The 26,641-nt window shown below is 71.5% G+C and carries 23 protein-coding genes; 9 read left to right on the forward strand and 14 right to left on the reverse strand.

Going from position 1 to position 26,641, the window contains the following annotated elements:
• Positions 1-3 precede the first annotated feature (3 nt).
• Positions 4-501: a Cys-tRNA(Pro) deacylase gene (gene ybaK, locus K7G60_RS00130; protein ID WP_225798666.1), complete on the forward strand. Its 498-nt coding sequence runs from the start codon at positions 4-6 to the stop codon at positions 499-501.
• Between the two features lie 32 nt (positions 502-533).
• On the opposite strand, the gene K7G60_RS00135 is transcribed toward ybaK, so the two are convergent.
• Genes K7G60_RS00135 through K7G60_RS00150 form a run of 4 tightly spaced genes read right to left on the reverse strand, consistent with a single transcriptional unit; the run spans position 534 to position 4,398 of the window.
• Positions 534-1,172, reverse strand: a complete 639-nt coding sequence (locus tag K7G60_RS00135) for a DUF2567 domain-containing protein (RefSeq protein ID WP_225798667.1) — start codon at positions 1,170-1,172, stop codon at positions 534-536.
• Between the two features lie 34 nt (positions 1,173-1,206).
• A complete protein-coding gene (locus tag K7G60_RS00140) occupies positions 1,207-2,034 on the reverse strand; it encodes an ABC transporter permease (RefSeq protein ID WP_374115553.1) in 828 nt (275 codons plus the stop codon).
• Positions 2,035-2,074: 40 nt separating this feature from the next.
• Positions 2,075-3,055: an ABC transporter ATP-binding protein gene (locus K7G60_RS00145; protein WP_225798668.1), complete on the reverse strand. Its 981-nt coding sequence runs from the start codon at positions 3,053-3,055 to the stop codon at positions 2,075-2,077.
• 11 nt (positions 3,056-3,066) lie between these two features.
• Entirely contained in the window at positions 3,067-4,398 is a 1,332-nt protein-coding gene (locus tag K7G60_RS00150; RefSeq protein WP_225798669.1) for an NYN domain-containing protein, read from the reverse strand.
• 241 nt (positions 4,399-4,639) lie between these two features.
• Between K7G60_RS00150 and K7G60_RS00155 the strand changes: the two genes are divergently transcribed.
• On the forward strand, positions 4,640-4,813 hold the full coding sequence (locus tag K7G60_RS00155) for a hypothetical protein (RefSeq protein ID WP_191094710.1): 174 nt from the start codon (positions 4,640-4,642) through the stop codon (positions 4,811-4,813).
• A gap of 68 nt (positions 4,814-4,881) precedes the next feature.
• Here K7G60_RS00155 and dnaE read toward each other — a convergent pair whose 3' ends face one another.
• On the reverse strand, positions 4,882-8,421 hold the full coding sequence (dnaE, locus tag K7G60_RS00160; protein WP_225798670.1) for a DNA polymerase III subunit alpha: 3,540 nt from the start codon (positions 8,419-8,421) through the stop codon (positions 4,882-4,884).
• A 168-nt stretch (positions 8,422-8,589) separates the two neighbouring features.
• Here dnaE and K7G60_RS00165 point away from each other — a divergent pair, with 168 nt between their 5' ends.
• The 5 genes from K7G60_RS00165 (at position 8,590) to K7G60_RS00185 (ending at position 14,683) form a co-directional block, all read left to right on the forward strand.
• Entirely contained in the window at positions 8,590-9,915 is a 1,326-nt protein-coding gene (locus K7G60_RS00165) for a DUF2252 domain-containing protein (RefSeq protein ID WP_225798671.1), read from the forward strand.
• A 70-nt stretch (positions 9,916-9,985) separates the two neighbouring features.
• Positions 9,986-10,672 carry a hypothetical protein gene (locus tag K7G60_RS00170; RefSeq protein ID WP_225798672.1) on the forward strand — a complete coding sequence of 229 codons (687 nt, stop codon included), beginning with the start codon at positions 9,986-9,988 and terminating at the stop codon, positions 10,670-10,672.
• A gap of 53 nt (positions 10,673-10,725) precedes the next feature.
• Positions 10,726-11,541 (forward strand): thioredoxin domain-containing protein, encoded by an 816-nt coding sequence (locus K7G60_RS00175; protein ID WP_225798673.1) that lies wholly within the window; start codon positions 10,726-10,728, stop codon positions 11,539-11,541.
• Positions 11,542-11,735: 194 nt separating this feature from the next.
• Complete coding sequence (locus K7G60_RS00180) at positions 11,736-13,385, forward strand: alkaline phosphatase (RefSeq protein WP_225798674.1); 1,650 nt, start codon at positions 11,736-11,738, stop codon at positions 13,383-13,385.
• Between the two features lie 338 nt (positions 13,386-13,723).
• Positions 13,724-14,683 (forward strand): zinc metalloprotease, encoded by a 960-nt coding sequence (locus tag K7G60_RS00185; protein WP_225798675.1) that lies wholly within the window; start codon positions 13,724-13,726, stop codon positions 14,681-14,683.
• Positions 14,684-14,755: 72 nt separating this feature from the next.
• Here the strand turns inward: K7G60_RS00185 and K7G60_RS00190 are convergent, their stop codons facing one another.
• Positions 14,756-15,325 carry a dienelactone hydrolase family protein gene (locus K7G60_RS00190; RefSeq protein WP_225798676.1) on the reverse strand — a complete coding sequence of 190 codons (570 nt, stop codon included), beginning with the start codon at positions 15,323-15,325 and terminating at the stop codon, positions 14,756-14,758.
• Between the two features lie 39 nt (positions 15,326-15,364).
• Entirely contained in the window at positions 15,365-16,951 is a 1,587-nt protein-coding gene (locus tag K7G60_RS00195) for a Na+/H+ antiporter (protein ID WP_225798677.1), read from the reverse strand.
• A 77-nt stretch (positions 16,952-17,028) separates the two neighbouring features.
• Here K7G60_RS00195 and K7G60_RS00200 point away from each other — a divergent pair, with 77 nt between their 5' ends.
• Positions 17,029-17,217 carry a hypothetical protein gene (locus tag K7G60_RS00200; RefSeq protein ID WP_225798678.1) on the forward strand — a complete coding sequence of 63 codons (189 nt, stop codon included), beginning with the start codon at positions 17,029-17,031 and terminating at the stop codon, positions 17,215-17,217.
• Between the two features lie 114 nt (positions 17,218-17,331).
• On the opposite strand, the gene K7G60_RS00205 is transcribed toward K7G60_RS00200, so the two are convergent.
• The 4 genes from K7G60_RS00205 to K7G60_RS00220 form a co-directional block, all read right to left on the reverse strand.
• Positions 17,332-17,799: a GNAT family N-acetyltransferase gene (locus K7G60_RS00205; RefSeq protein ID WP_225798679.1), complete on the reverse strand. Its 468-nt coding sequence runs from the start codon at positions 17,797-17,799 to the stop codon at positions 17,332-17,334.
• Positions 17,796-18,737: an RluA family pseudouridine synthase gene (locus K7G60_RS00210; RefSeq protein WP_225798680.1), complete on the reverse strand. Its 942-nt coding sequence runs from the start codon at positions 18,735-18,737 to the stop codon at positions 17,796-17,798. The genes K7G60_RS00205 and K7G60_RS00210 overlap by 4 nt, the downstream gene beginning before the upstream one ends.
• Positions 18,738-18,789: 52 nt before the next feature.
• On the reverse strand, positions 18,790-19,428 hold the full coding sequence (lspA, locus tag K7G60_RS00215) for a signal peptidase II (RefSeq protein WP_225798681.1): 639 nt from the start codon (positions 19,426-19,428) through the stop codon (positions 18,790-18,792).
• An 80-nt stretch (positions 19,429-19,508) separates the two neighbouring features.
• Complete coding sequence (locus tag K7G60_RS00220) at positions 19,509-20,357, reverse strand: TraR/DksA C4-type zinc finger protein (protein ID WP_225798682.1); 849 nt, start codon at positions 20,355-20,357, stop codon at positions 19,509-19,511.
• 541 nt (positions 20,358-20,898) lie between these two features.
• Here K7G60_RS00220 and ileS point away from each other — a divergent pair.
• Positions 20,899-24,030 (forward strand): isoleucine--tRNA ligase, encoded by a 3,132-nt coding sequence (ileS, locus tag K7G60_RS00225; RefSeq protein ID WP_225798683.1) that lies wholly within the window; start codon positions 20,899-20,901, stop codon positions 24,028-24,030.
• 428 nt (positions 24,031-24,458) lie between these two features.
• On the opposite strand, the gene K7G60_RS00230 is transcribed toward ileS, so the two are convergent.
• The 3 genes from K7G60_RS00230 to K7G60_RS00240 form a co-directional block, all read right to left on the reverse strand.
• On the reverse strand, positions 24,459-25,562 hold the full coding sequence (locus tag K7G60_RS00230) for a DivIVA domain-containing protein (protein WP_225798684.1): 1,104 nt from the start codon (positions 25,560-25,562) through the stop codon (positions 24,459-24,461).
• A gap of 67 nt (positions 25,563-25,629) precedes the next feature.
• The gene (locus K7G60_RS00235) at positions 25,630-25,920 is read right to left on the reverse strand and encodes a YggT family protein (protein WP_017238790.1); all 291 of its coding nucleotides are present in this window, start codon (positions 25,918-25,920) and stop codon (positions 25,630-25,632) included.
• Positions 25,921-26,000: 80 nt separating this feature from the next.
• The gene (locus K7G60_RS00240; protein ID WP_225798685.1) at positions 26,001-26,621 is read right to left on the reverse strand and encodes a cell division protein SepF; all 621 of its coding nucleotides are present in this window, start codon (positions 26,619-26,621) and stop codon (positions 26,001-26,003) included.
• Between the last annotated feature and the right edge of the window lie 20 nt (positions 26,622-26,641).

The following is a 26,641-nucleotide window of genomic DNA, read 5'->3' on the forward strand; positions in this document are numbered from 1 at the left end:
CGCGTGGCGAAGAAGCAGAAGAAGAACAGCGGAGGCACTCCGGCGACGGTGGCCCTGACGGCGGCCGGCACGCCGTTCACGCTGCACGCGTACGAGCACGACCCGGCCTCCCCCTCGTACGGCGAGGAGGCGGCGGAGGCCCTCGGCGTCTCCCCCGACCGGGTCTTCAAGACGCTGGTCGCGGACGTCGACGGCGAGCTGACGGTCGCGGTGGTCCCGGTGGCGGGCCAGCTGGACCTGAAGGCGCTGGCCTCGGCGGTCGGCGGGAAGCGGGCCGCGATGGCCGACCCGGCGGCGGCGGAGCGCACCACGGGGTACGTCCGGGGCGGCATCTCTCCGCTGGGCCAGCGCAAGCGGCTCCGTACCGTCCTCGACGCCTCGGCCTCGGAGCACGCGACCGTCTGCGTCTCGGCGGGCCGCCGCGGCCTGGAGGTGGAGCTCTCCCCCGCGGACCTGGCCGCCCTCACCTCGGCGGTGCTGGCCCCGATCGGCCGCGCCTGACGGACGGCGCGGCCTCCGTGGGGGGTCGGGCGTCAGTGCGAGCCGGGTCCCTGGGTGTACGCCTTCGGCCGGTCCCAGGGCTCCGGTTCCGGGTCGCGGGGGCCGAAGGCCGCCGTCAGCGCGAGGTGGACGATCATCGCGGCGAGCGGCCAGGCCAGCATCGCGGCGGCGGCCAGGTTCAGTTCGAGCGGCGCCTCGAAGGCGACGTTCGGGCCGACCGCCTTCGCGTGGGCGACCACGTCGTCGGTGGGTCCGAAGCGCGTTCCGATCCCCCAGGCGATCAGCGAGCCCAGGCCGCCGCCGAGCGCCAGGCCGAGGACGAGCGGGACCCCGCCGCTGCGGCGCAGCAGGAAGACGACGAGCGCGGCGACCGCGCCGAAGGCCAGCGCGAGGAGGACGAACGTTCCGTCGGCGCCGATCGCCTGCTCCCCCTCGGAGTTCCGCAGGTAGACGCCCTTGCCGTCCGAGATGAGCAGGACGCGCGGGGCCAGGTTCAGCCACAGCACCCCGAGCAGCGCCCCCGCGACCGCGGAGACGAGGGTCACCAGCACGCCCTGCACGACCTCGGCAGCCGTGATCGGGTCCCCTGCCGGGCCGAGCGGCGGCGGGGGCGGCGGGGGCTGGTCGGGGTCGTTCGGCGGCTGGTGAGGCGGAGTCAGAGGTGCGGTCACCCCGCCATCGTGCCAGGTGTCCCTGTGGCCCGCCTCAGCGGACGGCGGCCCGCCGGTAGGCCCAGGTGGCGACGGCGAGCGAGCCGAGGCCGACCGCCCCGCACACGGCGAGGTCGACGGCGACGGCGGCCCAGTCGGGGTGCGGGCCGAAGGTGCGGGCGAGGGCCTCCACGCCGTACGTCGAGGGCAGCAGGTCCCGTGCCCAGCCGATCGGTCCGGGCAGCCGCTCGGCCGGGAGGACCCCGAGGAGCAGGGCCGCCGACATGCCGAGCTGGCCGAGGAGGGTGGCCAGCTCCTGGCGGGGCGCGAGGAGTCCGAGGGCCGCGCCGAGCCCGGCGAGCGCCGCACCGGCGAGCGGGACGACGGCGCCGAGGATCCACAGGTGACCGAGGGGCAGCCCGAAGAGGACGGAGCCGGCGACGGCGGTGACGACGGTCCCGGGCACGGTGAAGGAGGCGTACGCCCCGGCCGCGCCGAGCACGACGGCGGCGGGCGGCACGGGCAGGGTGGCGTAGTGGTCGAGGCCGCCGCCGGCCCGCAGCTGCCCGAAGTACTGGGCGAGCAGGTTGAGCGCGACGAAGGCGACGACGAGGACGGTGGAGCCGGCCACGACGGCGCGCGCCTCGGAGCCGCCGTCGACGACCCCGCGCATCAGGACCATGATCCCGATCGACTGGAAGGTGGCGACGAAGAGCAGCGGGATGCGGGCGACGCGGGCGCGGGAGAGCTGCGCGCGGTAGACGGCGGCCAGGGCCGGGAGGAGCCGGGCGCGCGGGGCGAGGGGCGCGGCGGTGTCCTCCGCGTCCGGGCCCGTGGCGGGAAGCGCGCCGGTCGGCGGGGCCTCGGCGGGCACGGTGCTCACTGCGTACAGCTCCTGACGGTCACGGGCGGTTCGTGGCGGGTCACGCCTTCACCAGCCCCTCGGTCGCGCCGCCCAGCGCGAGGTACACGTCCTCCAGGCTGGGCGTGGCCAGGGTGAAGTCGTCGAGTGCGGCGAAGGCGGTCCCGCCGGTGACGGTGGCGACGGCCGCGCGGGCGGCGTCGGGGGCGAGCCGGAGGTGCCAGCGGCGTCCGGTCTCCTGGGCGAGTCCGCGCAGGGCGGCGACCTCGGGCAGGTGGAGCGGCGGCGTGTCGCGCCACACCAGCTCGACGCGGACCTCGCCGGCGACGCGCTCCTTGAGGCCGGCGGGGGTGTCGCAGGCGATGACCCGGCCGCGGTCGATGACGGCGACCCGGTCGAGGACGGTCTCGGCCTCGATGACGTTGTGGGTGACGAGCAGCACGGTGCTGCCGTGTTCGGCGCGGCGCCGGTCGACGGCGGCCCAGACGGCGCGCCGGGCGACGGGGTCCATGCCGGTGGTGGGTTCGTCGAGGACGAGCACGGGGCGGCGGCCGACGAGGGCGGCGGCGAAGCAGGCGAGCCGCCGCTGACCGCCGGAGAGCTTCTTGAGGGGGCGGTCGGCGATCTCGCCGAGCCCGAGCTCGTCCAGGACGGCGTCGCGCTCGGCGCGGGCGTCGTGGGCGGTGAGGCCGCGCAGGCGTCCGGTGGTCTCGGCGGCGAGGGAGACGGTCAGCTCGTCGAGGGCGGTGGACTCCTGGCCGAGGTAGGCGAGGAGCCGGGCCGCCCGCTCGGGGTGGCGCACGAGGTCGTGGCCGAGGAGTTCGACGGTGCCGGAGTCGGGGCGCAGGAGCCCGGTGAGCTGGCGGACGAGGGTGGACTTGCCGGCGCCGTTGGGGCCGAGCAGGCCGAAGATCTCGCCGCCGCGCACGTCGAGGCTGATCCCGTCGGTGGCGCGCACCTCGGGGGTCGCGGGCGCGCCGCGCCTGCCGCGCGTGGCGGGGTACGTCTTGACCAGGTCCCGCACCACGCACACCGTACTCACGGGGGAAGAGCCTACGGGGTCGCCGCGCCCGCTCCGGGCGCGGGGGCGGGTTCGGCGGCGGCCCGGACGTCGATCTCGCGCCAGAATCCGGCCCGGATGGCGTAGCGGTCGTGCTCGTCGATCTGGTCGTCCTTGTGGGCGAGGAGTCCGAAGCGTGCGGCGTAGCGGAGGAGTTCGCCGTCGATGCGGTGCGGGATGCGCGGGTAGAGGGCGGAGAGCTTCTGGACGTGGCTCTGCTCGGGGAGCCGCTCCATCCACCGGCGGGCGAACACCTGCCCGACCTCGAAGGGGTCGCCGCCGACGGTGGTGATGTCCTCCTCGCGGTCCGCCCAGCGCTGCTCCGCGCTGGTGAGCGCGGCGAGGGTGGGCAGGGTGGCGGTCTCGGCCGGCTCGCCGAGGGAGGGGGCGGGGCGCTCGATCCAGCCCCGGTCGGAGGACCAGCGGAGCGCGCTCGCGCCCTGCGGGACCGGGGTGCCCGGGGCGCCGGGGCCGCGCAGTCCCGCGAGGTCCTTGGGGGTGGGGACGCCCTTGCCGCTCGCCGGAGCGGGCACGCCCGGGCCGTGGGCGTGCTCGTCGTCGCGGACGTGGCCGTTGGTGCGGGCGTGCTCGTGGCCGCCGTTGCCGGTCGCGGCGGCGGGGGCCGGCGTCCCGTCCCGTACGGCCGGGGCGGCCGCCCCGGCGGCCCGTTCGGCGGAGGCGGCGAGGGCCGCCTCGGGCAGCGGCGCGGAGAGGATGGCGGCGATCTCCGGGCGCGGGGCGGGCGGCGGCGCGCAGATGCCGGTGAGGTCCTTGGCGCGGACGGCGCGGGTGATCCAGGCCCGGTCGAGGACCCGCCGCTCGTCGGCCTCGGCGACCAGGTCCTCGGACTGGTTGTAGTCGCCGTCGGCGGCCTGGACGGCCCACAGGTGGACGGCGACGCCGTGCTCCTTGGCCGACATGAGGCCGGGCAGCAGGTCGCCGTCGCCGGTGACGAGCACGATGTCGGAGCAGGCCCTGTTCCTGGCGAGCTCGGTCAGCTCGGTGTGCATGGCCGCGTCGACGCCCTTCTGCGCCCAGCGCCCGTCGCTCCTGGTCAGAGCGCCGAGCCGGACGGTGACCCGGGGCATCACGCGCAGTCTGCGGTGCTCGGGCTGGGGCACCCGGTCGGGCGCGCCGTCGAACCAGTAGATCCGCAGGAGGGGCAGCGCGGTCTCGGCCTCGGCGCGCTCCCGCAGCTGCTGGATCAGGCCGGCGTGGTCGACGGTGATCCTGGAGCGGGCCGGTTCCCCGGCGAGGAGACTGGCGGCGGCGCCCAGCAGATAGCCGGCGTCCACCAGGACGACGCAGCGGTCCACGTGTTCCACCCTCTTTCGTGAGCCTCGGGGTCGGCTCGGGATCGGAATCGGGATCGGAAGGTGCTTCGGGTTTCCTTCGAGTCTGCCCGACCGCCGGGGGCTTGACCGTCGGAACTGGATCATCGGCGTGGCGGATATCACGTCCCCGGCGGGCCCTCACGATCCGTAATGATCCAACATGCGGCGGTTCGCACCGTATGTGAGTCTGACAGCGGCCCTGGCCCCTAGGACCCTTTGAGGAGGCATCCCCATGGCCAAGAACCGCAACCAGAACCGCAGTCAGAAGCAGCAGTCGCCCGCCGAGCGCGGCGCTCAGCAGGCGCAGCAGTCCGCGATGGAGTCGCAGGCCGAGCAGCGCGCGAGCCAGGTCACGCCCGGTGACATGGCCCGCAAGGGCCGTCAGAAGCGCTTCGGCCACAACTGACGCGGTCCGACGGCAAAGGGGCGCGCCCGTGACGACGGGCGCGCCCCTTGCGCGTGTGCGGGGTGGGCTCAGCCGGCCAGGCAGGACGGGCCGAGCAGCACCTTCAGGTCTCCGAAGAGCGCCGGGTCGGGCTGCACCCGGTGCCGGTCGAGCCGGAGGACGGTCGTCTTCCGGGGGCCCTGGAGCTTGATCCGCACCTCGGTGTTGCCCTTGTGGTGCTTGAGGATCTCGCCGAGCCTGCTGACCATCGGCGGGGTCACCTTCACCGTGGGGATGGTGAGGACCACCGGCGCGTTGGTCCCGGCGTTCGACAGGTCGGGGACCATCAGTTCCATGGCGACGAGCCGGGGCACGTCCTCGCGCTTGTCGAGCCTTCCCTTCACGAAGACGACCGTGTCCTCGACCAGCTGGGTGGAGACCAGCTGGTAGGTGGCCGGGAAGAACATGCACTCGATGGAGCCGGCCAGGTCCTCGACGGTGGCGATCGCCCAGGCGTTGCCCTGCTTGGTCATCTTGCGCTGGAGGCCGGAGATGATGCCGCCGATGGTGACGACCGCGCCGTCGCCGTGCTCGCCGCCGGTCAGCTGGGAGATCGCCGCGTCCGTCTTGTCGGACAGGACGTGCTCGATGCCGAAGAGCGGGTGGTCGGAGACGTAGAGGCCGAGCATCTCGCGCTCCTGGGCGAGCAGGTACGACTTCTCCCACTCGACGTCGGAGAACTCGACGTCCAGGCCGAAGCCCGGCTCGTCGTTCGCCTCGTCACCCATCCCGCCGAAGAGGTCGAACTGTCCCTCGGCCTCCTTGCGCTTGACCGCCACCACGTTGTCGATCATGGGTTCGTGGTGGGCGACCAGGCCCTTGCGGGTGTGGCCCATCTCGTCGAAGGCGCCGGCCTTGATCAGCGACTCGACCGTCCGCTTGTTGCAGACGACGGCCTCGACCTTGTCGAGGAAGTCGGGGAAGGAGGAGTACTTCCCCTTGGCCTTGCGCGTCTTGATGATCGACTCGACGACGTTGGTGCCGACGTTCCGGATGGCGGAGAGGCCGAAGAGGATCACGTCGTCGCCCTGGGCGGCGAAGTTCGACTCGGACTCGTTCACGTTGGGCGGCAGGACCTTGATGCCCATGCGGCGGCACTCGTTGAGGTAGACCGCGGACTTGTCCTTGTCGTCCTTGACCGAGGTGAGGAGTCCCGCCATGTACTCGGCGGGGTGGTTCGCCTTGAGGTAGGCGGTCCAGTAGGAGACCAGGCCGTACGCGGCGGAGTGCGCCTTGTTGAAGGCGTAGCCGGCGAAGGGGACCAGGACGTCCCAGAGGGCCTGGATGGCCTCGTCGCTGTAGCCGTTCTTCTTGGCGCCGGCCTGGAAGATGGTGAAGTTCTTCGCCAGCTCGTCGGGCTTCTTCTTGCCCATGACGCGGCGGAGGATGTCGGCCTCGCCGAGCGAGTAGCCGGCGATGATCTGGGCGGCCTTCTGCACCTGCTCCTGGTAGACGATCAGGCCGTAGGTGACGTCCAGGACCTCCTTGAGCGGCTCCTCCAGCTCCGGGTGGATCGGGGTGATCTCCTGCTGGCCGTTCTTGCGCAGGGCGTAGTTCGTGTGCGAGTTCATGCCCATCGGGCCCGGGCGGTAGAGCGCGGACACGGCGGAGATGTCTTCGAAGTTGTCGGGCTTCATCAGCCGCAGCAGCGAGCGCATGGGGCCGCCGTCGAACTGGAAGACGCCGAGCGTGTCGCCGCGCTGGAGCAGTTCGAAGGTCTTCGGGTCGTCCAGCGGCAGGGCCAGGAGGTCGAGCTCGATCCCCTTGTTGGCCTTCACCATCTTGACGGCGTCGTCCATGATCGTGAGGTTGCGCAGGCCGAGGAAGTCCATCTTCAGCAGGCCGAGCGACTCGCACTGCGGGTAGTCCCACTGCGTGATGGTGACGCCGTCGGTGTGCCGCACCCAGATCGGGGCGTGGTCGACGATCGGCTCGCTGGACATGATCACGCCGGCGGCGTGCACGCCCATCTGGCGGACCAGGCCCTCGACGCCCTTGGCGGTGTCGATGACCTTCTTCACGTCCGGCTCGTTCTCGTACATCGCCCGGATCTCGCCCGCCTCGCTGTAGCGCGGGTGGGAGGGGTTGGTGATGCCGTCGAGGTCGATGCCCTTGCCGAGGACGTCGGCGGGCATGGCCTTGGTGAGCCGGTCGCCCATGGCGTACGGGTAGCCGAGGACGCGCGCGGAGTCCTTGATGGCGTTCTTCGCCTTGATCTTTCCGTACGTGCCGATCATGGCGACCTTGTCGGAGCCGTACTTCTCCGTCACGTACCGGATCACCTCGACGCGCCGACGCTCGTCGAAGTCGATGTCGACATCGGGCATCGAGATGCGCTCGGGGTTGAGGAAGCGCTCGAAGATCAGGCCGTGCGGGATGGGGTCGAGGTCGGTGATGCCCATGGCGTACGCGACGATCGAACCGGCCGCCGAGCCTCGGCCGGGGCCGACGGCGATGCCCTGCTTCTTCGCCCACATGATGAAGTCGGCGACGACGAGGAAGTAGCCGGGGAAGCCCATCGAGATGATGGTGTCCATCTCGTACTCGACCTGCTTCATGCGGTCCTCCGGGATCCCGTTCGGGAAGCGGCGGTGCATGCCCCGCATGGTCTCCTCGCGGAACCAGGTGACCTCGGTGTAGCCCTCGGGGATGTCGAACTTCGGCATGAGGTTCTTGGCCTCGAACATGCCGGTGGTGTCGACCTGCTCCGCGACGAGCAGGGTGTTGGCGCAGCCCTCCTGCCAGGCGTCCGAGGAGTCGATGGCGTACATCTCGTCCGTGGACTTCAGGTAGTAGCCGGTGCCGTCGAACTTGAAGCGGTCCGGGTCCGAGAGGTTCTTGCCGGTCTGGATGCAGAGCAGGGCGTCGTGGGCGGTCGCCTCGTGCGCGTAGGTGTAGTGGGAGTCGTTGGTGACCAGCGGCGGGATGCCGAGCTTCTTGCCGATCCGCAGGAGGTCCTCGCGGACCCGGTGCTCGATCTCGATGCCGTGGTCCATCAGCTCCAGGAAGTAGCGGTCCTTGCCGAAGATGTCCTGGTACTCGGAGGCGGACTTCAGGGCCTCGTCGAACTGGCCGAGGCGCAGCCGGGTCTGGAGCTCGCCGGAGGGGCAGCCGGTGGAGGCGATCAGGCCCTCGGACCACTGGGAGATGGTCTCCTTGTCCATCCGGGGCCACTTCTGCAGCCAGCCCTCGGCGTAGGCGTCGGAGGAGAGCTTGAAGAGGTTGTGCAGGCCGGTGGCGTTCGCCGCCCAGATGGTCTTGTGGGTGTAACCGCCGGAACCGGAGACGTCGTCCTTCTTCTGGTGCGGCTGGCCCCACTGGATCTTCCGCTTGTTGCGCCGGGACTCCGGGGCGACGTAGGCCTCGATGCCGATGATCGGCGTGACCCCGGCCTTCTTCGCCGAGTGGAAGAAGTCGTACGCCCCGTGCAGGTTGCCGTGGTCGGACATGGCGATGTGGGTCATGCCCATCTCGTTGCACGCGTTGAACATGTCCTTCAGCCGCGCGGCACCGTCCAGCAGCGAGTACTGGGTGTGGACGTGGAGGTGCGTGAAGGGCGGCTTGGTCACGGGGGAGGCCTCCGATGAATTTCTGGGGGGACAGCGTGGAAGTCTACGTGGGCCCGCCGACAGGACGCGGGCACTCGGGGGTACGGTCGCGCGTTGGGAGACAGGGAACACCTGTCCCAATTGTCGTGAACATTCTTGCACCACGCCCTGCACCAGGAGGCACTTCGAATGCCGGTCCCGCAGCCCACCGCGGCCGAGCGCGGTGAGCACATCCTCGCCGTCTTCGACACCGCCTTCGGCGAGCTCCTCGCCGCCGATCCCGCGGCCTTCCGCGTCAAGTTCCGGAAGATGGCCGGCTCCGCCTTCGCCTTCTACCGCGGCACCGCGTGCCTGTTCTACGCGGACCTGGAGCAGGAGGCCCACGGCGGCCCGTACCTGGACGAGCAGACCGGCCGGGTCTGGATCCACGGCGATCTCCACGCCGAGAACTTCGGCACCTACATGGACGCCAACGGCCGCCTGGTCTTCAACGTCAACGACTTCGACGAGGCGTACGTCGGCCCCTTCACCTGGGACCTGAAGCGGCTCGCCGCCTCGCTCGCCCTGATCGGCTACGCGAAGGCGCTCAGCGACGAGCAGATCACCCACCTGGTCCGGATCTACGCCGCGTCCTACCGCGAGCGGATCCACGCCCTCGCGGCCGGCGCCAAGGGCGAGGAGGTCCCCGCCTTCACGCTGGAGACCGCCGACGGGGCACTGCTCGGCGCCCTGCGCGAGGCCCGGGCGCTCACCCGCTTCGGGCTGCTCGACTCGATGACCGAGATCCGCGACTTCGAGCGGCGCTTCGCGGCGGGCGGCGGCGCCCTCGAGCTGGACGCGGCCACCCGGTACAAGGTCCTCGCGGCCTTCGACGGCTACCTGGAGACCCTGCCGGAGTCCTCGCTCGCCCGCCCCGACTCGTACCGGGTGAAGGACGTCGTCGGACGGCGCGGGATCGGCATCGGCTCGGCCGGTCTCCCCTCGTACAACATCCTCCTGGAGGGTCACACCGACGCCCTGGAGAACGACGTCGTGATCTATCTCAAGCAGGCGCAGACCCCGGCGGTCTCGCGGCACATCACGGACGCGGCGGTACGGGAGTACTTCCGGCACGAGGGGCACCGCACCGTCATCTCGCAGCGGGCGCTCCAGGCGCACGCCGACCCGTGGCTGGGCTGGACGGAGCTGGACGGCGCGGGTCAGCTGGTCGCCGAGGTGTCGCCGTACGCGGTGGACCTGGACTGGTCGGACATCGACGACGTGGAGGACATCGCGGCCACCGTCGCCGACCTGGGCCGGGCGACGGCGACGATGCACGCGGCGGCGGACGACTCCAGCGGCCACTCCCTGGTCCCGTTCTCGACGGAGCGGGCCATCGACGCGGCGATCGCCGCCGACGAGGAGGGCTTCGCCGAGCTCCTGGTGGACTTCGCGCACTCCTACGGCGCGCGGGCGCGGGCGGACCACCAGATCTTCGTGGACCTCTTCCGCAACGGCCGGATCCCGGGACTGTAGGGGCCGGTGGGATCGTCCACAGGTTCCTTTTAAGGACCCCTTACGGGCCCGCATGGGACACTCCACGACGATGGACATGGCAGGGACGCAGCTGAGGGCGCTGCGGGCGGCGTTCTTCACGGCACTGGTCGTGACGCTGTCCGTGGCGTCCCACGTGCTGCTCTCCCGCGTGCCGCTGCCGCTGGGCACGGTCGTCCCGGTCGCGGTCGCCGTCTTCGCCGTGGCGTACGCGCTGGCCGGCCGCGAGCGTGGCCTCGGCCCGATCGCCGGGCTCCTCGTCCCGCTGGAGCTGGCCGCCGACACCCTCTTCACCAGCGGTCAGGCGGTCTGTTACGGCCCCGCCGGCGGCCCGGTCGCCGGTTCGCTGCGCTCGGTGGGCGTGGAGGTGTTCTGCGGCGGCGCCGTGGGCACGCCGCTGCCCGGTGTGGTGACCCCGGAGAGCGGGAGCGCGGCCGCCCTGCTCGCCTCCCCGGACCCGGCGCTGCCCTGGCTGCTGCTCCTGGCCCATGTGGGCGTGGGGCTCTCGGCCGCCTGCTGGCTGCGCGGCGGCGAGCGGGCGCTCGCCCGGCTGCTCCGCGCGGTGGAGGCCTTCGCGTTCCGGCCGCTGCTGCTCGTGGCGGCCTTCTTCCGGGCCGGCGGTCCGGCGCCGGCGCGGACCGGCCGGCCCGTCGAGCGGCCCCGGTCCTCCCGCGCCCGGCTCCTCGTGCACTCCGTCGGGCGGCGGGGGCCGCCGCGTCCGGTGCCCGCTCTCGTCTGAGCGGCCCCGACGCGTCCCCCTGCCTTTCCCCACCTTTCACGGAGATCACGATCATGAGTGCACGCAACAGCCACGCCAACAAGGTCGCCGCCCGCGAGCGACTGCGCGAGGAGCGCGAGCGCCAGGCGAAGAAGGACCGGGCGCGCCGACAGCTCGTCGTCGGCGTCTCGGCCGTGGCCGTCCTGGCCGCCGCCGGCGGCATCGGCTTCGCGGTCGTCCAGTCGAACAAGCCCTCCCACTGGGAGTCGGTGGCCGACGCGAAGACCGTGAAGGCCCCGAAGAACACCACGGGCACGAACGGCACGACCGTCGTCATAGGCAAGGACTCCGCGAAGAAGACCCTGGAGCTGTACGAGGACTCGCGCTGCCCGGTCTGCGCGACCTTCGAGCAGAGCGTGGGCTCCACCGTCGAGAAGGACGTCGCGGCCGGCAAGTACAAGATCAAGTACGTCGGCGCCACCTTCATCGACAACGGCGTCCCGGGCGAGGGCTCGAAGAACGCCCTCTCGGCGCTCGGCGCCGCGCTGGACGTGAGCCCGGAGGCCTTCCTCAAGTACAAGTCGGCCCTCTACTCCACGAAGTTCCACCCGGAGGAGAAGGACGACAAGTTCGCCAAGGACTCCTACCTCCTGGAGGTGGCGGACTCGGTCCCGGCCCTCAAGGGCAACGCCGAGTTCAGGAAGAACGTCGAGGACGGCACCTTCGACGCGTGGGCGATGAAGATGTCGAAGGCCTTCGACGCCAGCGGGGTGCAGGGCACCCCGACGCTGAAGATGGACGGCAAGACCGTCACGGTCCAGGGCACGGACAACCCGCCCATGACGGTGGCCGAGTTCGACACGGCGATCGACGCGGCCCTCAAGGCCTGACGCCACATCCGGCACGTGACGCCTCGGCCCCGGACCGTGCGGTCCGGGGCCGAGGCGCTTCCGGGACCGGGCGTCATGGAACCGGGCTTTACGGGACCGGGCGTCACGGAACCCGGCGTCCTCCTGACGACGAGTGGGCGAACTTCCGGAATTCGCCTGCCCCTCGGGCGTACCCGTCAGTAATCTGACTGCCCGTGACCAGTCGTTTCATATCCCCTGCCCCCACCCGGCGTTCGGTCGTCAAGGCCGCCGCCGCCACCGCCGCCGTCGGGCCCGCGCTCCTGGGCGCGGCCTCCCCGGCGCTCGCGGACACCGGTGTCCCCGCCTTCCTCCACGGCGTCGCCTCCGGCGACCCGCTGCCCGACGGCGTCCTGCTCTGGACGCGCGTCACCCCCGTCCCCGAGGCCGTGCCCGGATCCGGCCTCGGCCCCGACGTCCGGGTCGGCTGGGAACTCGCCGAGGACCGCGGCTTCGCCCGGGTCGTCGCCTCCGGCACCACCACCGCGAGCGCCGCGTCCGACCACACGGTGAAGGCCGACGTCCGGGGCCTGCGCCCGGCCACCGCCTACTGGTTCCGCTTCACCGTGGGCACCGTCGTCTCCCCCGCCGCCCGCACCCGCACCGCGCCCGCCGCCGACGCCGCCGTGCCCGGTGTCCGCTTCGGCGTGGTCTCCTGCGCGAACTGGGAGTCCGGTCACTTCTCCGCGTACCGCCATCTCGCGGCCCGCTCCGACCTGGACGCGGTCCTCCACCTCGGCGACTACCTGTACGAGTACGCCACCGGCGCCTACCCCGAGGCGAAGTACGTCGTCCGGCAGCACGAGCCGCGCCACGAGATCGTCTCGCTCGCCGACTACCGCACCCGGCACGGGAAGTACAAGACGGACGCCGACCTCCAGGCGCTGCACGCGGCGCACCCGGTGATCGCCATCTGGGACGACCACGAGTTCGCCAACGACGCATGGTCGGGCGGGGCCGAGAACCACACCCCGGGCGCCGAGGGCGAGTGGGCGGCCCGGGTGGCCGCCGCGAAGCAGGCCTACTTCGAGTGGATGCCGGTCCGCGCCTCCACGGAGGGCACGGTCTTCCGGCGGCTGCGCTTCGGCAGGCTGGCCGATCTGCATCTGCTCGACCTGCGTTCGTTCCGGTCCACGCCGGCGAAGACGGGCAGCGGCACGGTCGACGACCCGGAGCGGAGCATCACCGGCCGCGCGCAGCTGGACTGGCTCAAGGCCGGGCTCGCCGGTTCGGACGCGACCTGGCAGCTGGTCGGCACCTCGGTGATGATCTCGCCGGTCGCCTTCGGCTCGCTGCCGGCGTACCTCCTGGAGCCGCTCGCCGAGTTGCTCGGTCTGCCGAAGGAGGGGATCGCGGTCAACGTCGACCAGTGGGACGGCTACACCGACGACCGCAAGGAGCTGCTCGCGCACCTGACCGCACGGGCGATCCGGAACACGGTCTTCCTGACCGGTGACATCCACATGGCCTGGGCCAACGACGTGCCGGTGAAGGCGGCGACGTATCCGCTCTCGGAGGCGACGGCGACCGAGTTCGTGGTCACCTCGGTGACCTCGGACAACCTGGACGACCTGCTGCACGTGGCACCGGGCACGCTCTCGGTGGTGGCGGCGGGCGCCGTGAGGGCCGCCAACCGCCATGTGAAGTGGGTGGACATGGACCACCACGGGTACGGAGTGCTCGACGTGACCGCCGCGCGCTCGCAGATGGACTACTACACGGTCTCCGACAAGACGGATCCGGCCGCGACGACGGCCTGGGCGCGCTCGTACCGGACGCTGAGCGGAACGCAGCGTGTCGAGCGGGTGTACCAGCCGGTGCTGTGATCGTCATCTGAGGGGCGATTTTCAGCCATGATCTCTTCTGTTAACGGGAGATCACACGGCTACGGCGGGTGGCGAGTTTTGGAGATCGAATCCGGACACACCACCCGCCTCTGTCACTCCACCTGTTACGTCGAGGTCTCAAACTCCGGAACAGGCGCAAGAATTTCTTCCCGATGACCCGAATTGCCCCATGGATGATTGGGCCTGATCACTTCTCAACGGCGGCTGACATGGACGCGTAATCTCCCCGGCGTGGCGAGGAAGTTCCTCACCAGCACCCCCCACGAGGAGTCACCGTGCGTGCTCTTGTCCGCATATCCCCGCGTATGTCGCGTCGGATGCTCGGCACCGCCGTCATGGCCGGAACCCTGGCCCTGGCCCCGCTGTCCGCCCCGGTCGCCACCGGAGCGGCCACCACCCTGGCCGGCGCGTCCGCCGAGGAGTGCGCGGACGGCACGGCGACCCTGTCCGGCGCCCGCAAGGAGCGCGGCGCCGACAGCCACGCCGCCGAGCCGAACGAGATCACGGCCGCCAAGGCCAAGGCCATGGACGACGACCTGAAGAAGAAGCTGGCCGCGGCCCGCTCCGAGGGCCGTCTCAGCGCCACCGCCGGCGCCGCGGCCGTGGTGAACATCCCCGTCTACTTCCACGTGATCCACTCGGGCACGACGGGCAAGCTCTCCGCCACCCAGATCCAGAACCAGATGAACGTCCTGAACGCCGCCTACGCGGGCCAGGGCACCGGCAACGTGAACACCAACTTCCAGTTCACGCTGGCCGCGACCGACTACACGGACAACGCCACCTGGTACAACCTGTCCTCCGGCTCCACCGCCGAGAAGCAGATGAAGCAGACCCTCCGCAAGGGCGGCGCCGGCGCGCTGAACTTCTACACCGCCAACCTCGGCGGCGGCCTCCTCGGCTGGGCGACCTTCCCGTCCTCGTACAACTCCAACCCGTCCATGGACGGTGTCGTCGTCCTCGACTCCTCGCTCCCGGGCGGCTCGGCCGCGAACTACAACGAGGGCGACACCGCCACGCACGAGGTCGGCCACTGGATGGGCCTGTACCACACCTTCCAGGGCGGCTGCACGGGCAACGGCGACTACGTCGCCGACACCCCGGCCGAGAAGAGCCCCGCGTACGAGTGCCCGACCGGCCGTGACTCCTGCGCCTCGAAGGCCGGTGTGGACCCGATCCACAACTTCATGGACTACACGTACGACGCCTGCATGTACCAGTTCACCGCCGGCCAGGTGGCCCGGATGAACGACGCCTGGGTCGCGTACCGCGCCTGACGGTCCGTCCGCAGAGCATGAGTGTGGCCCCCGGGGAACTCCCCGGGGGCCACACCCCTTTTCCGTACGGCCCTACAGCTCGTCGAGGAAGGCGAGCGCCACCGCCCAGGTCCGCTCCGCCGCCTCCTCGTCCCAGTCGGGGAGCTCCGGGTCCGTGTAGATGTGCCCCGCGCCCCGGTAGCGGTGGACCTCCACCTCCGCCCCGGCCCTGCGCATCTGGAGGTACCAGGAGGACAGCCAGTCGTCCGTCTCGAAGGGATCGGGCTCGGCCACGTGCAGCTGGACCGGCAGCTCGTCCACCGAGGCGGACTCCGCGAGGTCCGAGGTGCCGTGGAACAGCAGCAGTCCGCGCGCCTTCTCGTCCCCGAGCGCCAGGGTCTGCGCGATCGAGGCCCCGAGGGAGAGGCCCATGTAGACCAGGCCCCGCTCGGAGTAGGGGGCGGCGGCCAGGACCGCCCGCTTCAGCAGCTCGTCCTTGCCGATCTCGTCCCGGAGCGCCACTCCCTCCTCCACCGTCTTGACCGTCCGGCCGTCGTAGAGGTCCGGCGTCCAGACCTGGTGCCCGGCGGCCCGGAGCCGCTCGGCGGCCGCCTCGACGGAAGGGGTCAGCCCGTAGGCCGAGTGGAAGAGCATGATGTCCATGCGTCCCATCCTGCCACCCGGCACCGGCGGGGCCGGCCGTCAGCGCATGCTGCGCACGTCCAGGTGACGCAGCACCCGGTCCACCACCTCGGGGTCGGCGCCGGGTTCGCTGCGCGCCGCCAGGACCTCGTGCCGGGCGGCCGACATCAGCTCCCGCTGGATCCGCTGCACCGCCCTGAACCGCTTCGTCCGCTCCACGAAGGCGGCCCGCCGCTCGTCGTCCACCATGTCGGGGCTGATCCGCGCCCCGATGTCGTACGCCCCGCGCAGCAGCCGCTCCTGGACCTCCTCGGGAAGCTCCTCGACCTCCTCGATCTCCTTGAGCCTGCGCTTGGCGGCCTTCGCCGCCCGGATCGCGAGCTCTCGCTCCAGGGCGCGCTCGGCGTCCGCGTCGGCCCGCACCCCGAGCCGTCGGACCAGCCAGGGCAGCGTGAGGCCCTGGAAGACGAGGGTGGCGATGATCACACAGAAGGCGATGAAGACGATCTCGTCGCGGCCGGGAAAGGGCGCGCCGTCGTCGGTGCGGAGCGGGATGGCGAGCGCCAGCGCGACCGAGGCCACCCCGCGCATCCCCGCCCACCACATGACGACGGTCTCCCGCCAGCTCATCGGGATCTCCTCGTCGACGTCCCGGAGCGTGTGCAGCCTCTTCGCCAGCCAGGTGGCGGGAAGCAGCCACAGCAGCCGGACGCCGACGACCACGCCGACGACGGCGGCGCCCCAGCCGAGCATCTCCCGGCCCCGGCCTTCGGCGACGCCGAAGACGTGGACGAGTTCCAGGCCGATGAGGCCGAAGGCGATGCCGGTGACGAGGGTGTCGACGACCTGCCAGAAGGTCTGTCCGGCGAGCCGGCCCATGACGTCGTCCGCGTCGGCCGCGTGCTCGGCCAGGAAGAGCGCGGTGAGCAGGACGGCGAGGACGCCGGAGCCGTGCAGCTCCTCGGCGATGACGTAGCTCACGAAGGGGACGAGGAGGGTGAGGCCGGTCTGCAGGGTGGCGTCGCCGAGGAGTCCGATGAGCTTGTTGGCGAGCCAGCCGAGCGCCAGGCCGACGGCCACGGCGACCACGGCGGAGAGCGCGAACTGGCCGAGCGCCTCGGGCCAGGAGAAGGAGCCGCTGACGACGGCGGCGATCGCCACGTGGTAGAGGACGATCGCGGTGACGTCGTTGAAGAGCCCCTCGCCCTCCAGGATCGACACCAGCCGGCGGGGCAGCCCCAGCGAGCCGGCCACGGCGGTCGCGGCGACCGGGTCCGGCGGCGCGACGAGGGCGCCGAGCGCGAGGGCGGCGGCCAGCGGGAGGCCGGGCACGAGCGAGTGCGCGACCGCGCCGACGGCGGCGGTGGTGACGAAGACCAGGGCGACCGCGAGCAGGAAGATGGGGCGTCTGTTGGCCGCGAACTGCCGCCAGGAGGTCCGCTGCACGGAGGCGTACAGCAGGGGCGGCAGCACCAGCGGGAGGATGAACTCCGGCGGGATCTCGACGTTCGGCACGAAGGGCAGGAAGGCCAGCACGATCCCGACGAGGGTCATCAGGACCGGCGCGGGGAGCCCGAGCCGCTCACCGAGGGGCACGGTGAGCAGGGCGCCGAGAAGCAGCAGGAAGAGCAGGGCGAGCTGGTCCACGATGTCCCCTCCAGGCGGGCGAAGGTCGGAAGGCATATCGTAAAAGGGACATTCCGACCACTCGCCAGGAGGATGTCATGTTGAAGCAGCACATCGGGCGCCGCGCGGCCGCCCTGGTGCTGGCCGTCACCGGCGTGCTCGGCGCCGGCTCGGCAGCACTGGCGACGCCGCACCCGCCGACCAACGGCGGAAACGGCGGCGGCCAGAGCGGTCAGTGCACCGGACCCGTCGACGAGCGCCCGCACGGGTGCCACACCTTCAAGTAGCCGTCGACACGATCAAGCAGCCGTCGACACGATCCCCGGTCCGGGCCGGTCACGCCGTCCCCCCGGGTCTCCCTTCAGGGCCTGTCCTCCCGGACCGGCCCTTCCCCACGTCCGCTACAGCGTGCGCCTCATCGCCCGGTGCGGCATCCCCGCGTCCGGGAACTCGGGCCCGTACGCCACGTAGCCGAGCCGCTCGTAGAAGCCCAGCGCGTGGGTCTGCGCGTGCAGGTCGACGGCGCTCAGGCCGCGCTCCCGGGCCACGTCCTCGACGGCCCGCACGAGCGCAGCACCGACCCCGAGGCCGCGCGCGGCCTTGGCGACGGCGAGCCGGCCGAGCGAGCCGACGGAGGCGTCGGCACCGGTCTTGCCGACCGCGTCCGCCCCGTGCAGCAGGCGGCCGGTGCCGAGCGGCAGTCCGTCCTCGCGCACCGCGAGCACGTGCACCGCGGTCGCGTCGTACGCGTCGTACTCCAGTTCCCGCGGAACGCCCTGCTCCTCGACGAAGACCTCGCGGCGCACCGCGAAGCACGCCTCCCGGTCCTCGGTCCCGAGCGCCTCGCGGACGCTGTACGCGGCGGTCACCGGCTCTCCGACGCGATCCGGTCGAGGGCCTTCTGCAGGTCCTCGGGGTAGGTGCTGGCGAACTCGACCCAGGACCCGTCGCCCGGGTGCTCGAAGCCGAGGCGGACGGCGTGCAGCCACTGCCGGGTCAGGCCGAGGCGCTTGGCGAGCGTCGGGTCGGCGCCGTAGGTGAGGTCGCCGACGCAGGGGTGGCGGTGGGCGGACATGTGCACCCGGATCTGGTGGGTGCGGCCCGTCTCCAGCTTGATGTCGAGCAGCGAGGCCGAGCGGTACGCCTCGATGAGGTCGTAGTGCGTGACGGAGGGCTTGCCGTCGGCGGTGACCGCCCACTTGTAGTCGTGGTTCGGGTGGCGGCCGATCGGCGCGTCGATGGTGCCGCTCATCGGGTCCGGGTGGCCCTGGACCAGCGCGTGGTAGCGCTTGTCGACCGTGCGCTCCTTGAACTGGCGCTTGAGCGAGGTGTACGCGTACTCGGACTTGGCGACCACCATCAGACCGGAGGTGCCGACGTCGAGGCGGTGCACGATGCCCTGGCGCTCGGCGGCGCCCGAGGTGGAGATGCGGTACCCGGCTGCGGCGAGGCCGCCGATGACCGTGGTGCCGGTCCAGCCGGGGCTGGGGTGCGCGGCGACGCCGATCGGCTTCATGATCACGACGATGTCGTCGTCGTCGTGGACGATCTCCATGCCCTCGACGGGCTCGGCGACGACCTGCACGGGCGCGGGGGCGCCCGGCATCTCGACCTCGAGCCACGCGCCGCCGCTGACCCGCTCGGACTTGCCGACGACGGAGCCGTCGACCTGGACCTTCCCTGCGGCGGCCAGCTCGGCCGCCTTCGTACGGGAGAACCCGAACATACGGGCGATGGCGGCGTCGACGCGCTCGCCCTCCAGGCCATCGGGAACGGGCAGCGTGCGGATCTCGGGACTCGTGCTCACCCGTCGAGTATGCCTTGTGCGGAAGGCACTCCGTCTTCCGCCGGGGTCGGCCTCAGTCCTTGTGGACGGTGCCGTCGGGGTCCAGGCCCCGGAACGACAGGATGACGATCAGGATGCCGCCGCAGACGATCGCCGAGTCGGCGAGGTTGAAGACGGCGAAGTGGGCGGGGGCGATGAAGTCCACGACCGCGCCCTCGAAGACGCCCGGCGAGCGGAAGATCCGGTCCGTGAGGTTGCCGAGCGCGCCGCCCAGCAGCAGGCCGAGCGCGATCGCCCAGGGCAGGCTGTAGAGCTTCCGCGCCAGCCGGATGATCACGACGATCACGGCGGCCGCGATGCAGGTGAAGATGATCGTGAAGGCCTCGCCCATGCCGAAGGCGGCGCCCGGGTTGCGGATGGCGTCGAGCCGCAGCAGGTCGCCGATCAGGTCGATCGGCTCGTGGCCCTCCAGCTTGGCGACCACCAGCATCTTGCTGCCGAGGTCCAGCAGGTAGGCGAGGACGGCCACGACGAAGAGGGCGAAGATCCTGCGCCTGCCCCTGGGCCGCTCCCCGGGAGCGGCCGCGCCGTCGGGGGCCGACGTGCCGTCGTGGTCCGGCGTGCCGCCCGGGGCCGCGGCCTCCTCGCGGGCCGCCGACTCGTCGGCCCCTGCTGAATCCGGCGTACCGATGATGCGCTCCGCCTCTGCCACGTGAGTGAGTCCCTCGACCTCGATGCCTGACCGTGCACCGAGGGTACGGCACAGGCGTACGAGACCGGCAGCCGAGATCGTCAGCCGCGCCGCTCCTGTCGCTGTTTGTCCTCGACGCAGAGCGTGGCCCGCGGGAAGGCCTGCATCCGCGCCTTGCCGATCGGCTTCCCGCACACCTCGCACAGGCCGTAGGTGCCCGCGTCGAGCCGCTCCAGGGCGTGCTCGGTCTGCTCCAGCATCTCCCGGGCGTTCGCGGCGAGGGCCAGCTCGTGCTCGCGCGTGATGTTCTTGGTGCCCGTGTCGGCCTGGTCGTCCCCGGCGCCGTCGCCCGAGTCCCGCATCAGGCCGGTCAGCTCCTCCTGGGAGTGGACGAGCTCGCTGCGCAGCCGCAGCACCTCCGCCTGGAGCCCGCTGCGGGCCTCGGCGACCTCCTCCGGCGTCCAGGGGTCCTCGCCGGGACGCACGGCGAGCTCGCCGGCCCGTGCCGGGGGCACCGACGCCTCGTCCCCGACGGTCGTGACGCCACCCGCGGTCTTCTTCGCTGCCACCGTCCTGGCTCCTGTCTGCTTCTTGGCGGCGGGCGCCTTCCTGGCGGCCGCCTTCTTCGCCACGGCCTTCTTGGCGGGCGTCCTGGGGGCGGAGGCGTCGGGGGCGGAGACCGCCGCACCGGCCTCACCGGGGGCGGCGTCCTTCGGGGCCGCGTCCGCGGTGACCGTCTTCCGGGGCGCGGCCTTCCTGGCCGACGCCTTCTTCGCGACGCTCTTCGCGACGGTCTTCGCGGCTGTCTTCGCTGCGGGCGTCTTCCCTGCGACCGCGACCGACTTCCCGTCGACCGTCGACTTCTTGCCGGCCACGTCCTTGGCGACCTCGGCCGCGCTGGTGGAACCGGCGGCCGAGGTCTTCTTCGCGGCGGTCTTCTTCGCCACCATGTCGCGGCCCCTTCACATTTTGTGATCTTGCTCGCGAATCGTGCTGGGACGATAAATCGGCCCGAGGCCCGCGGCAACGGGGCACGCCGCCGTTCCCACCCGCCCCCGCTCCCCGCGGGGCGGGCCTGCCTCCGTTGTGCCCAGCTCCCCGCCCGGTTATCCGCCCCGCCCCTCCCCCACATGGCCGCAACGGAAGTCCGGCACACCCCGTATGGCCATTCGGGTCACCGGAAAACCGGTCTGCCGCCCGCCTCCGGGCCCCGTACACTGGCCCCAGCGAAAGGCTTGGATGGGGACGAGTAGCGTCGCAAGCAGCCATGAGCGACCCGGGGACGGTGAGAGCCCGGGGGCGAGCCCGATGTGAAGCATCACCCCGGAGCCGTCGGAAGAAAGCCGCACGACAGAGCGGTGACTAGACCCGACGTCGCGACCCCAATGAGGGGGCTCAGGACGATCACGTCCGGGGCCAAGGAGGGTGGTACCGCGGGAGCAGTGCTCTCGTCCCTCCGACGGAAGAGAACCGTCCGCCGGAGGAAGATCGATGTCGCAGTACCGCCAGGTGCCCGCCCAGGTCGACCTGCCCGCGCTGGAGCACGCCGTGCTCGATTTCTGGCGCGAGAGCAAGGTCTTCGCGAAGACCCTGGAGCAGTCCGAGGGCCGCCCCGAGTGGGTGTTCTACGAGGGCCCGCCCACCGCCAACGGCATGCCCGGCGCCCACCACATCGAGGCCCGCGTCTTCAAGGACGTCTTCCCCCGCTTCCGGACCATGCGCGGCTACCACGTGGCCCGCAAGGCCGGCTGGGACTGCCACGGCCTGCCGGTCGAGCTCGCCGTCGAGAAGGAGCTCGGCTTCTCCGGCAAGAAGGACATCGAGGCGTACGGCATCGCCGAGTTCAACGCCAAGTGCCGCGAGTCCGTGACCCGCCACACCGACGCCTTCGCCGAGCTCACGACCCGCATGGGCTACTGGGTCGACCTCGACGACGCCTACCGGACCATGGACCCCTCGTACATCGAGTCGGTCTGGTGGTCCCTCAAGCAGATCTTCGACAAGGACCTGCTCGTCCAGGACCACCGCGTCGCACCCTGGTGCCCCCGCTGCGGCACCGGCCTCTCCGACCACGAGCTGGCCCAGGGCTACGAGACGGTCGTCGACCCCTCCGTGTACGTGCGCTTCCCGCTCACGTCCGGCCCCCTGGCGGGCAAGGCGGCGCTCCTGGTCTGGACGACGACCCCCTGGACCCTGGTGTCCAACACGGCGGTCGCGGCGCACCCCGAGGTGACGTACGTGGTCGCCACGGACGGCGACGAGCGCGTCGTCGTCGCCCAGCCGCTGGTGGAGAAGGCGCTCGGCGAGGGCTGGGTCACCACGGGCGAGTCCTTCACCGGCGCGGAGATGGAGCGCTGGACCTACCAGCGCCCCTTCGAGCTGATCCCCTTCGACGCCCCGGCCCACTACGTGGTCAACGCCGAGTACGTCACGACCGAGGACGGCACGGGTCTGGTCCACCAGTCCCCCGCCTTCGGTGAGGACGACCTCAAGGTCTGCAAGGCGTACGGCCTGCCGGTCGTGAACCCGGTCCGCCCCGACGGCACCTTCGAGGAGGACGTGCCGCTGGTCGGCGGCGTCTTCTTCAAGAAGGCCGACGAGGCGCTCACCGCCGACCTGGACGCGCGCGGCCTGCTCTTCAAGCACATCGCGTACGAGCACAGCTACCCGCACTGCTGGCGCTGCCACACGGCCCTGCTCTACTACGCGCAGCCGTCCTGGTACATCCGCACGACCGCCGTGAAGGACCGTCTCCTCCAGGAGAACGAGAAGACGAACTGGTTCCCGGAGTCGGTCAAGCACGGCCGCTTCGGCGACTGGCTGAACAACAACATCGACTGGGCGCTCTCCCGCAACCGCTACTGGGGCACCCCGCTGCCGATCTGGCGCTGCGAGGACGACCACCTGACCTGCGTGGGCTCGCGCGCGGAGCTCACGGAGCTGACGGGCACCGACCAGTCGGAGCTCGACCCGCACCGCCCGTACATCGACGCGGTCACCTTCCCGTGCCCCAGCTGCTCGAAGACCGCCACCCGCGTGCCGGAGGTCATCGACGCCTGGTACGACTCGGGCTCGATGCCGTTCGCGCAGTACGGCTACCCGTACAAGAACAAGGAACTCTTCGAGTCCCGCTACCCCGCCCAGTTCATCTCCGAGGCCATCGACCAGACCCGTGGCTGGTTCTACACGCTGATGGCGGTGGGCACGCTCGTCTTCGACAAGTCCTCGTACGAGAACGTGGTCTGCCTGGGCCACATCCTCGCCGAGGACGGCCGGAAGATGTCCAAGCACCTGGGCAACATCCTCCAGCCGATCCCGCTCATGGACCAGCACGGCGCCGACGCGGTCCGCTGGTTCATGGCGGCCGGCGGCTCGCCGTGGGCGGCGCGCCGGGTGGGCCACGGCACGATCCAGGAGGTCGTGCGCAAGACCCTCCTCACCTACTGGAACACCGTCGCCTTCCAGGCGCTGTACGCCCGCACGTCCGGCTGGGCGCCCAGCGCCGCGGACCCGGCGCCGGCCGACCGCACGGTCCTCGACCGCTGGCTGCTCTCCGAGCTGAACACGCTGGTCGCCGAGACGACCGAGGCGATGGAGGCGTACGACACCCAGCGCACCGGCAAGCTGATCTCGGCCTTCGTCGACGACCTCTCCAACTGGTACGTGCGCCGCTCGCGCCGCCGCTTCTGGCAGGGCGACAAGGCGGCGCTGCGCACCCTCCACGACGTCGTCGAGACGGTCACCCGCCTGATGGCCCCGCTGACCCCCTTCATCACGGAACGGGTCTGGCAGGACCTGATCGTGCCGGTGACGCCGGACGCCCCGGAGTCGGTCCACCTCGCCACCTGGCCCGAGGCCGACGCCGCCCTGATCGACGGCACCCTCTCCGAGCAGATGCTCCTGGTCCGCCGCCTGGTCGAGCTGGGCCGGGCGACGCGGGCGGAGTCGGGCGTGAAGACCCGTCAGCCGCTGTCCCGCGCGCTGGTCGCGGCGAACGGCTTCGCGGCCCTGTCCCCGGAGCTCCAGGCCCAGATCACGGAGGAGCTCAACGTCTCCTCGCTCGCCTCCCTGTCGGAGGTCGGCGGCTCGCTCGTCGACACCACCGCGAAGGCGAACTTCCGGGCGCTGGGCAAGCGCTTCGGCAAGGGCGTCCAGGACGTGGCCAAGGCGGTGGCCGCCGCCGACGCCGCGGCCCTCTCGCTGGCCCTCCGCTCCGGCGAGGCGACGCTCTCGGTGAACGGCGAGGACATCACCGTCACCCCGGAGGAGATCATCATCACGGAGACCCCCCGTGAGGGCTGGTCGGTCGCCTCCGACGCGGGCGCGACGGTGGCGTTGGACCTGGAGATCACCCCGGAGCTCCGGCGCGCCGGTCTGGCCCGTGACGCGATCCGCCTGATCCAGGAGGCCCGCAAGAACAGCGGCCTGGACGTCGCGGACCGCATCGCGCTGCGGTGGTCGTCCACGTCTCCGGAGACGGTGGAGGCGCTGACGGCCCACGCGTCCCTGATCGCGGACGAGGTCCTGTCCACGGACTACGCCCGGGGCGAGGCCGACGACTCGTACGGCGCGGCGTTCGAGGACGAGGCCCTGGCCCTCACCTTCCGCCTCCGCAAGGCGTAAGCCCCGTCGAAGGGCCCGGCACCCCCACGGGACCGGGCCCTTCGCCATACCCTCACCCCCGCCCCCGTTGTGGGCGGTCGTTCCGCCGGGGCAAGGGGGTCCCCCTGCTCGAGCGGAGCCGAGAGCTCGGGGGAGGGTGGGAACAACGGAACGGCGCCCTCGCCGGCGCCCGAGGCTACCGGGCCTGAACCCGCACCCGAGGTGCACTGCGCAACGTGGTGCGGGTCCGGGCGCGGAACGCGGAGGCGCCGCTGAAGGCGCCGTCCCGTGTGCCCACCCGTCCCGCCCAGCGGGACGACTGCCCACACGGGCGGGTGGCGGAGGGACGCCGCCCAGCAGGCGTGCCGAAGGGCCGGCTCCCCCGGGAGGGGAGCCGGCCCTTCGAGACTGCCGACGGCTACGCGCTCAAAGCGCGGGCATCCGCCGCCTCAGTTGTCGTCCTCGTCGATCAGGAAGCCCCGCATCGGCGCCGGCGCCTGCTGCATCGGCTGGGGCGCCTGCGGCCGGACCGGAGCCATCGGCTGGGTCATCGCCGGGGACATCTGCTGCTGGCCGCCGTAGGAGGGCGCGCCTCCCATGGACGGCGCACCGCCCATCGCGCCGTTGCCGCCGTAGGACGGCGCGCTCGCGCCCGCCGAGGCCATCGACGGGGCCGGCGGCAGCGAGGCCGTGGCCGGGGTGCGCGGCGGAGCCAGCGAGTCGTCCGCCTGGGTCTCCAGCTGACGCAGCTGCGACTCCAGGTAGGACTTCAGACGCGTGCGGTACTCGCGCTCGAAGCCGCGCAGGTCCTCGACCTTACGCTCCAGCGTGGCGCGGGCGGACTCCAGGGAGCCCATCGCGACGCGGTGCTTCTCCTGCGCGTCCCGCTCAAGAGCGTCCGCCTTGGCGCGGGCGTCCCGCTCCAGGCCCTCGGCGCGGGAGCGCGCCTCGCCGACGATCTTGTTGGCCTCGGAGCGCGCCTCGGCGATCGCCTGGTCGGCGGTCTGCTGGGCCAGCGAGAGGACACGCGCGGCGCTGTCGCCACCGGGACCCTGCTGCGGCTGCTGCATCGGCGGCTGCATCTGCTGCTGCATCTGCTGCTGCGGGTGACCCATGGGGCCGCCCTGCATCGGGCCGGGACCCATGGGGCCGCCCTGCATGGGGCCGCCCTGCATCGGGCCGGGACCCATCGGGCCGCCCTGCATGGGGCCGGCGGGCAGCGCGGGGGCACCGGACGGCAGCTGCGGCGGACCCATCTGCGGCTGCTGCTGCTGGGCCGGCGGTCCGGATATGGCGGCGGGCACGGGGGCGCCGGGACCGACGGGACGATCCTGCGGCTCCGGGGGCTTGCGCATGCCCTGCTGCTGGTTCTGCGCGGCGGCGCGCGTCGCGGCGGCCAGCTTGGCGCGCAGGTCCTCGTTCTCGCGGAGCAGGCGGGTCAGCTCGGCTTCGACCTCATCGAGGAAGGCATCGACCTCGTCCTCGTCATAGCCTTCTCGAAGGCGGACGGTCGTGAACTGCTTGTTCCGCACGTCCTCGGGGGTCAGCGGCATCTCTTCTTCACCTCTACGTAGTCGTCGGCAGTCGGCAAGACCGTATCGTCCACTTGTTCCTCCACCATCACCTCGCGAAGCTGCTCACGATGGAGATCAGGATGTAAACGATGATCATCAGAACGAAGAAGGACAGGTCGAGTGCCACGCCCCCGAGACGCAGCGGCGGGATGAGTCGCCGCAGAAGCTTGAGCGGTGGATCGGTGACAGTGTAGGTGGCCTCAAGGACGACCACCATCGCCTTACCGGGTTGCCATGAACGGGCGAACTGGAAGACGTAGTCCATGACAAGCCTGACGATCAGGAGGACGAGGAAGCACATCAGCACGATGTAGACAACCTGTAGTGCGACGCCCATCCCGCGTTTCCCTCTCCCCTGGCTTTCGTGCTCTCGCTTGTCCGGCCGCTTCGCGGCCGGTCCGTCCGGTTCTCGTGTTCTCAGCTCTGGTTGAAGAATCCGCCCTCTGCGATCCGGGCCTTGTCCTCCGCCGTGACATCGACGTTAGCAGGCGACAACAGGAACACCTTCTGCGTTACGCGCTCAATGCTGCCATGGAGCCCGAAGACCAGTCCGGCGGCAAAGTCGACAAGTCGCTTCGCGTCCGTGTCGTCCATCTCCGTGAGGTTCATGATCACCGGGGTGCCCTCACGGAAGTGTTCCCCGATGGTACGGGCCTCGTTGTAGGTCCGCGGATGCAGCGTGGTGATGCGGTACGGCTCCCGCTCGGACACGACCTTGGGCATGATCACCGGTGCGTTCTTCTCCAGGCTCGGGCGTTCGGGTGTGATGGATGCCACGGGGGCAATTCGGGCCGGACGTCCGCTTTCGGCGAGTACCGGGACGGAATGGGCGACCGGCTCCCGGGGGGCCGGGGGCTGCGCCACCCGCACCGGCTCCTCGCGCTCCACCTGACGCGGGGGGGTGTGGCGCCGGTCGCGCTCGGGCTCCGGCTCCAGCTCGGGTTCGAAGTCGTCGTCGGGGTCGAAGCCCCGGCCGTCGTACCCATCGTCCTCCACGAGGCCGAGGTAGACCGCCATCTTGCGCATCGCGCCGGCCATTCTCTGAGTCCTCCGCTCTG

The organism is Streptomyces sp. NK15101, from assembly GCF_020400725.1.
GTDB lineage: Bacteria > Actinomycetota > Actinomycetes > Streptomycetales > Streptomycetaceae > Streptomyces.

Coding starts and splice junctions, on each gene's coding strand:
- K7G60_RS00155 (WP_191094710.1), top strand. CDS start 4,640: ATGGCCAAGAACCGCAACCAGAACCGCAGTCAGAAGCAGCAGTCGCCC.
- K7G60_RS00165 (WP_225798671.1), top strand. CDS start 8,590: ATGCCGGTCCCGCAGCCCACCGCGGCCGAGCGCGGTGAGCACATCCTC.
- K7G60_RS00170 (WP_225798672.1), top strand. CDS start 9,986: ATGGACATGGCAGGGACGCAGCTGAGGGCGCTGCGGGCGGCGTTCTTC.
- K7G60_RS00175 (WP_225798673.1), top strand. CDS start 10,726: ATGAGTGCACGCAACAGCCACGCCAACAAGGTCGCCGCCCGCGAGCGA.
- K7G60_RS00185 (WP_225798675.1), top strand. CDS start 13,724: ATGCTCGGCACCGCCGTCATGGCCGGAACCCTGGCCCTGGCCCCGCTG.
- K7G60_RS00190 (WP_225798676.1), bottom strand. CDS start 15,325: ATGGACATCATGCTCTTCCACTCGGCCTACGGGCTGACCCCTTCCGTC.
- K7G60_RS00200 (WP_225798678.1), top strand. CDS start 17,029: ATGTTGAAGCAGCACATCGGGCGCCGCGCGGCCGCCCTGGTGCTGGCC.
- K7G60_RS00220 (WP_225798682.1), bottom strand. CDS start 20,357: ATGGTGGCGAAGAAGACCGCCGCGAAGAAGACCTCGGCCGCCGGTTCC.
- ileS (WP_225798683.1), top strand. CDS start 20,899: ATGTCGCAGTACCGCCAGGTGCCCGCCCAGGTCGACCTGCCCGCGCTG.
- K7G60_RS00230 (WP_225798684.1), bottom strand. CDS start 25,562: ATGCCGCTGACCCCCGAGGACGTGCGGAACAAGCAGTTCACGACCGTC.
- K7G60_RS00235 (WP_017238790.1), bottom strand. CDS start 25,920: ATGGGCGTCGCACTACAGGTTGTCTACATCGTGCTGATGTGCTTCCTC.
- K7G60_RS00240 (WP_225798685.1), bottom strand. CDS start 26,621: ATGGCCGGCGCGATGCGCAAGATGGCGGTCTACCTCGGCCTCGTGGAG.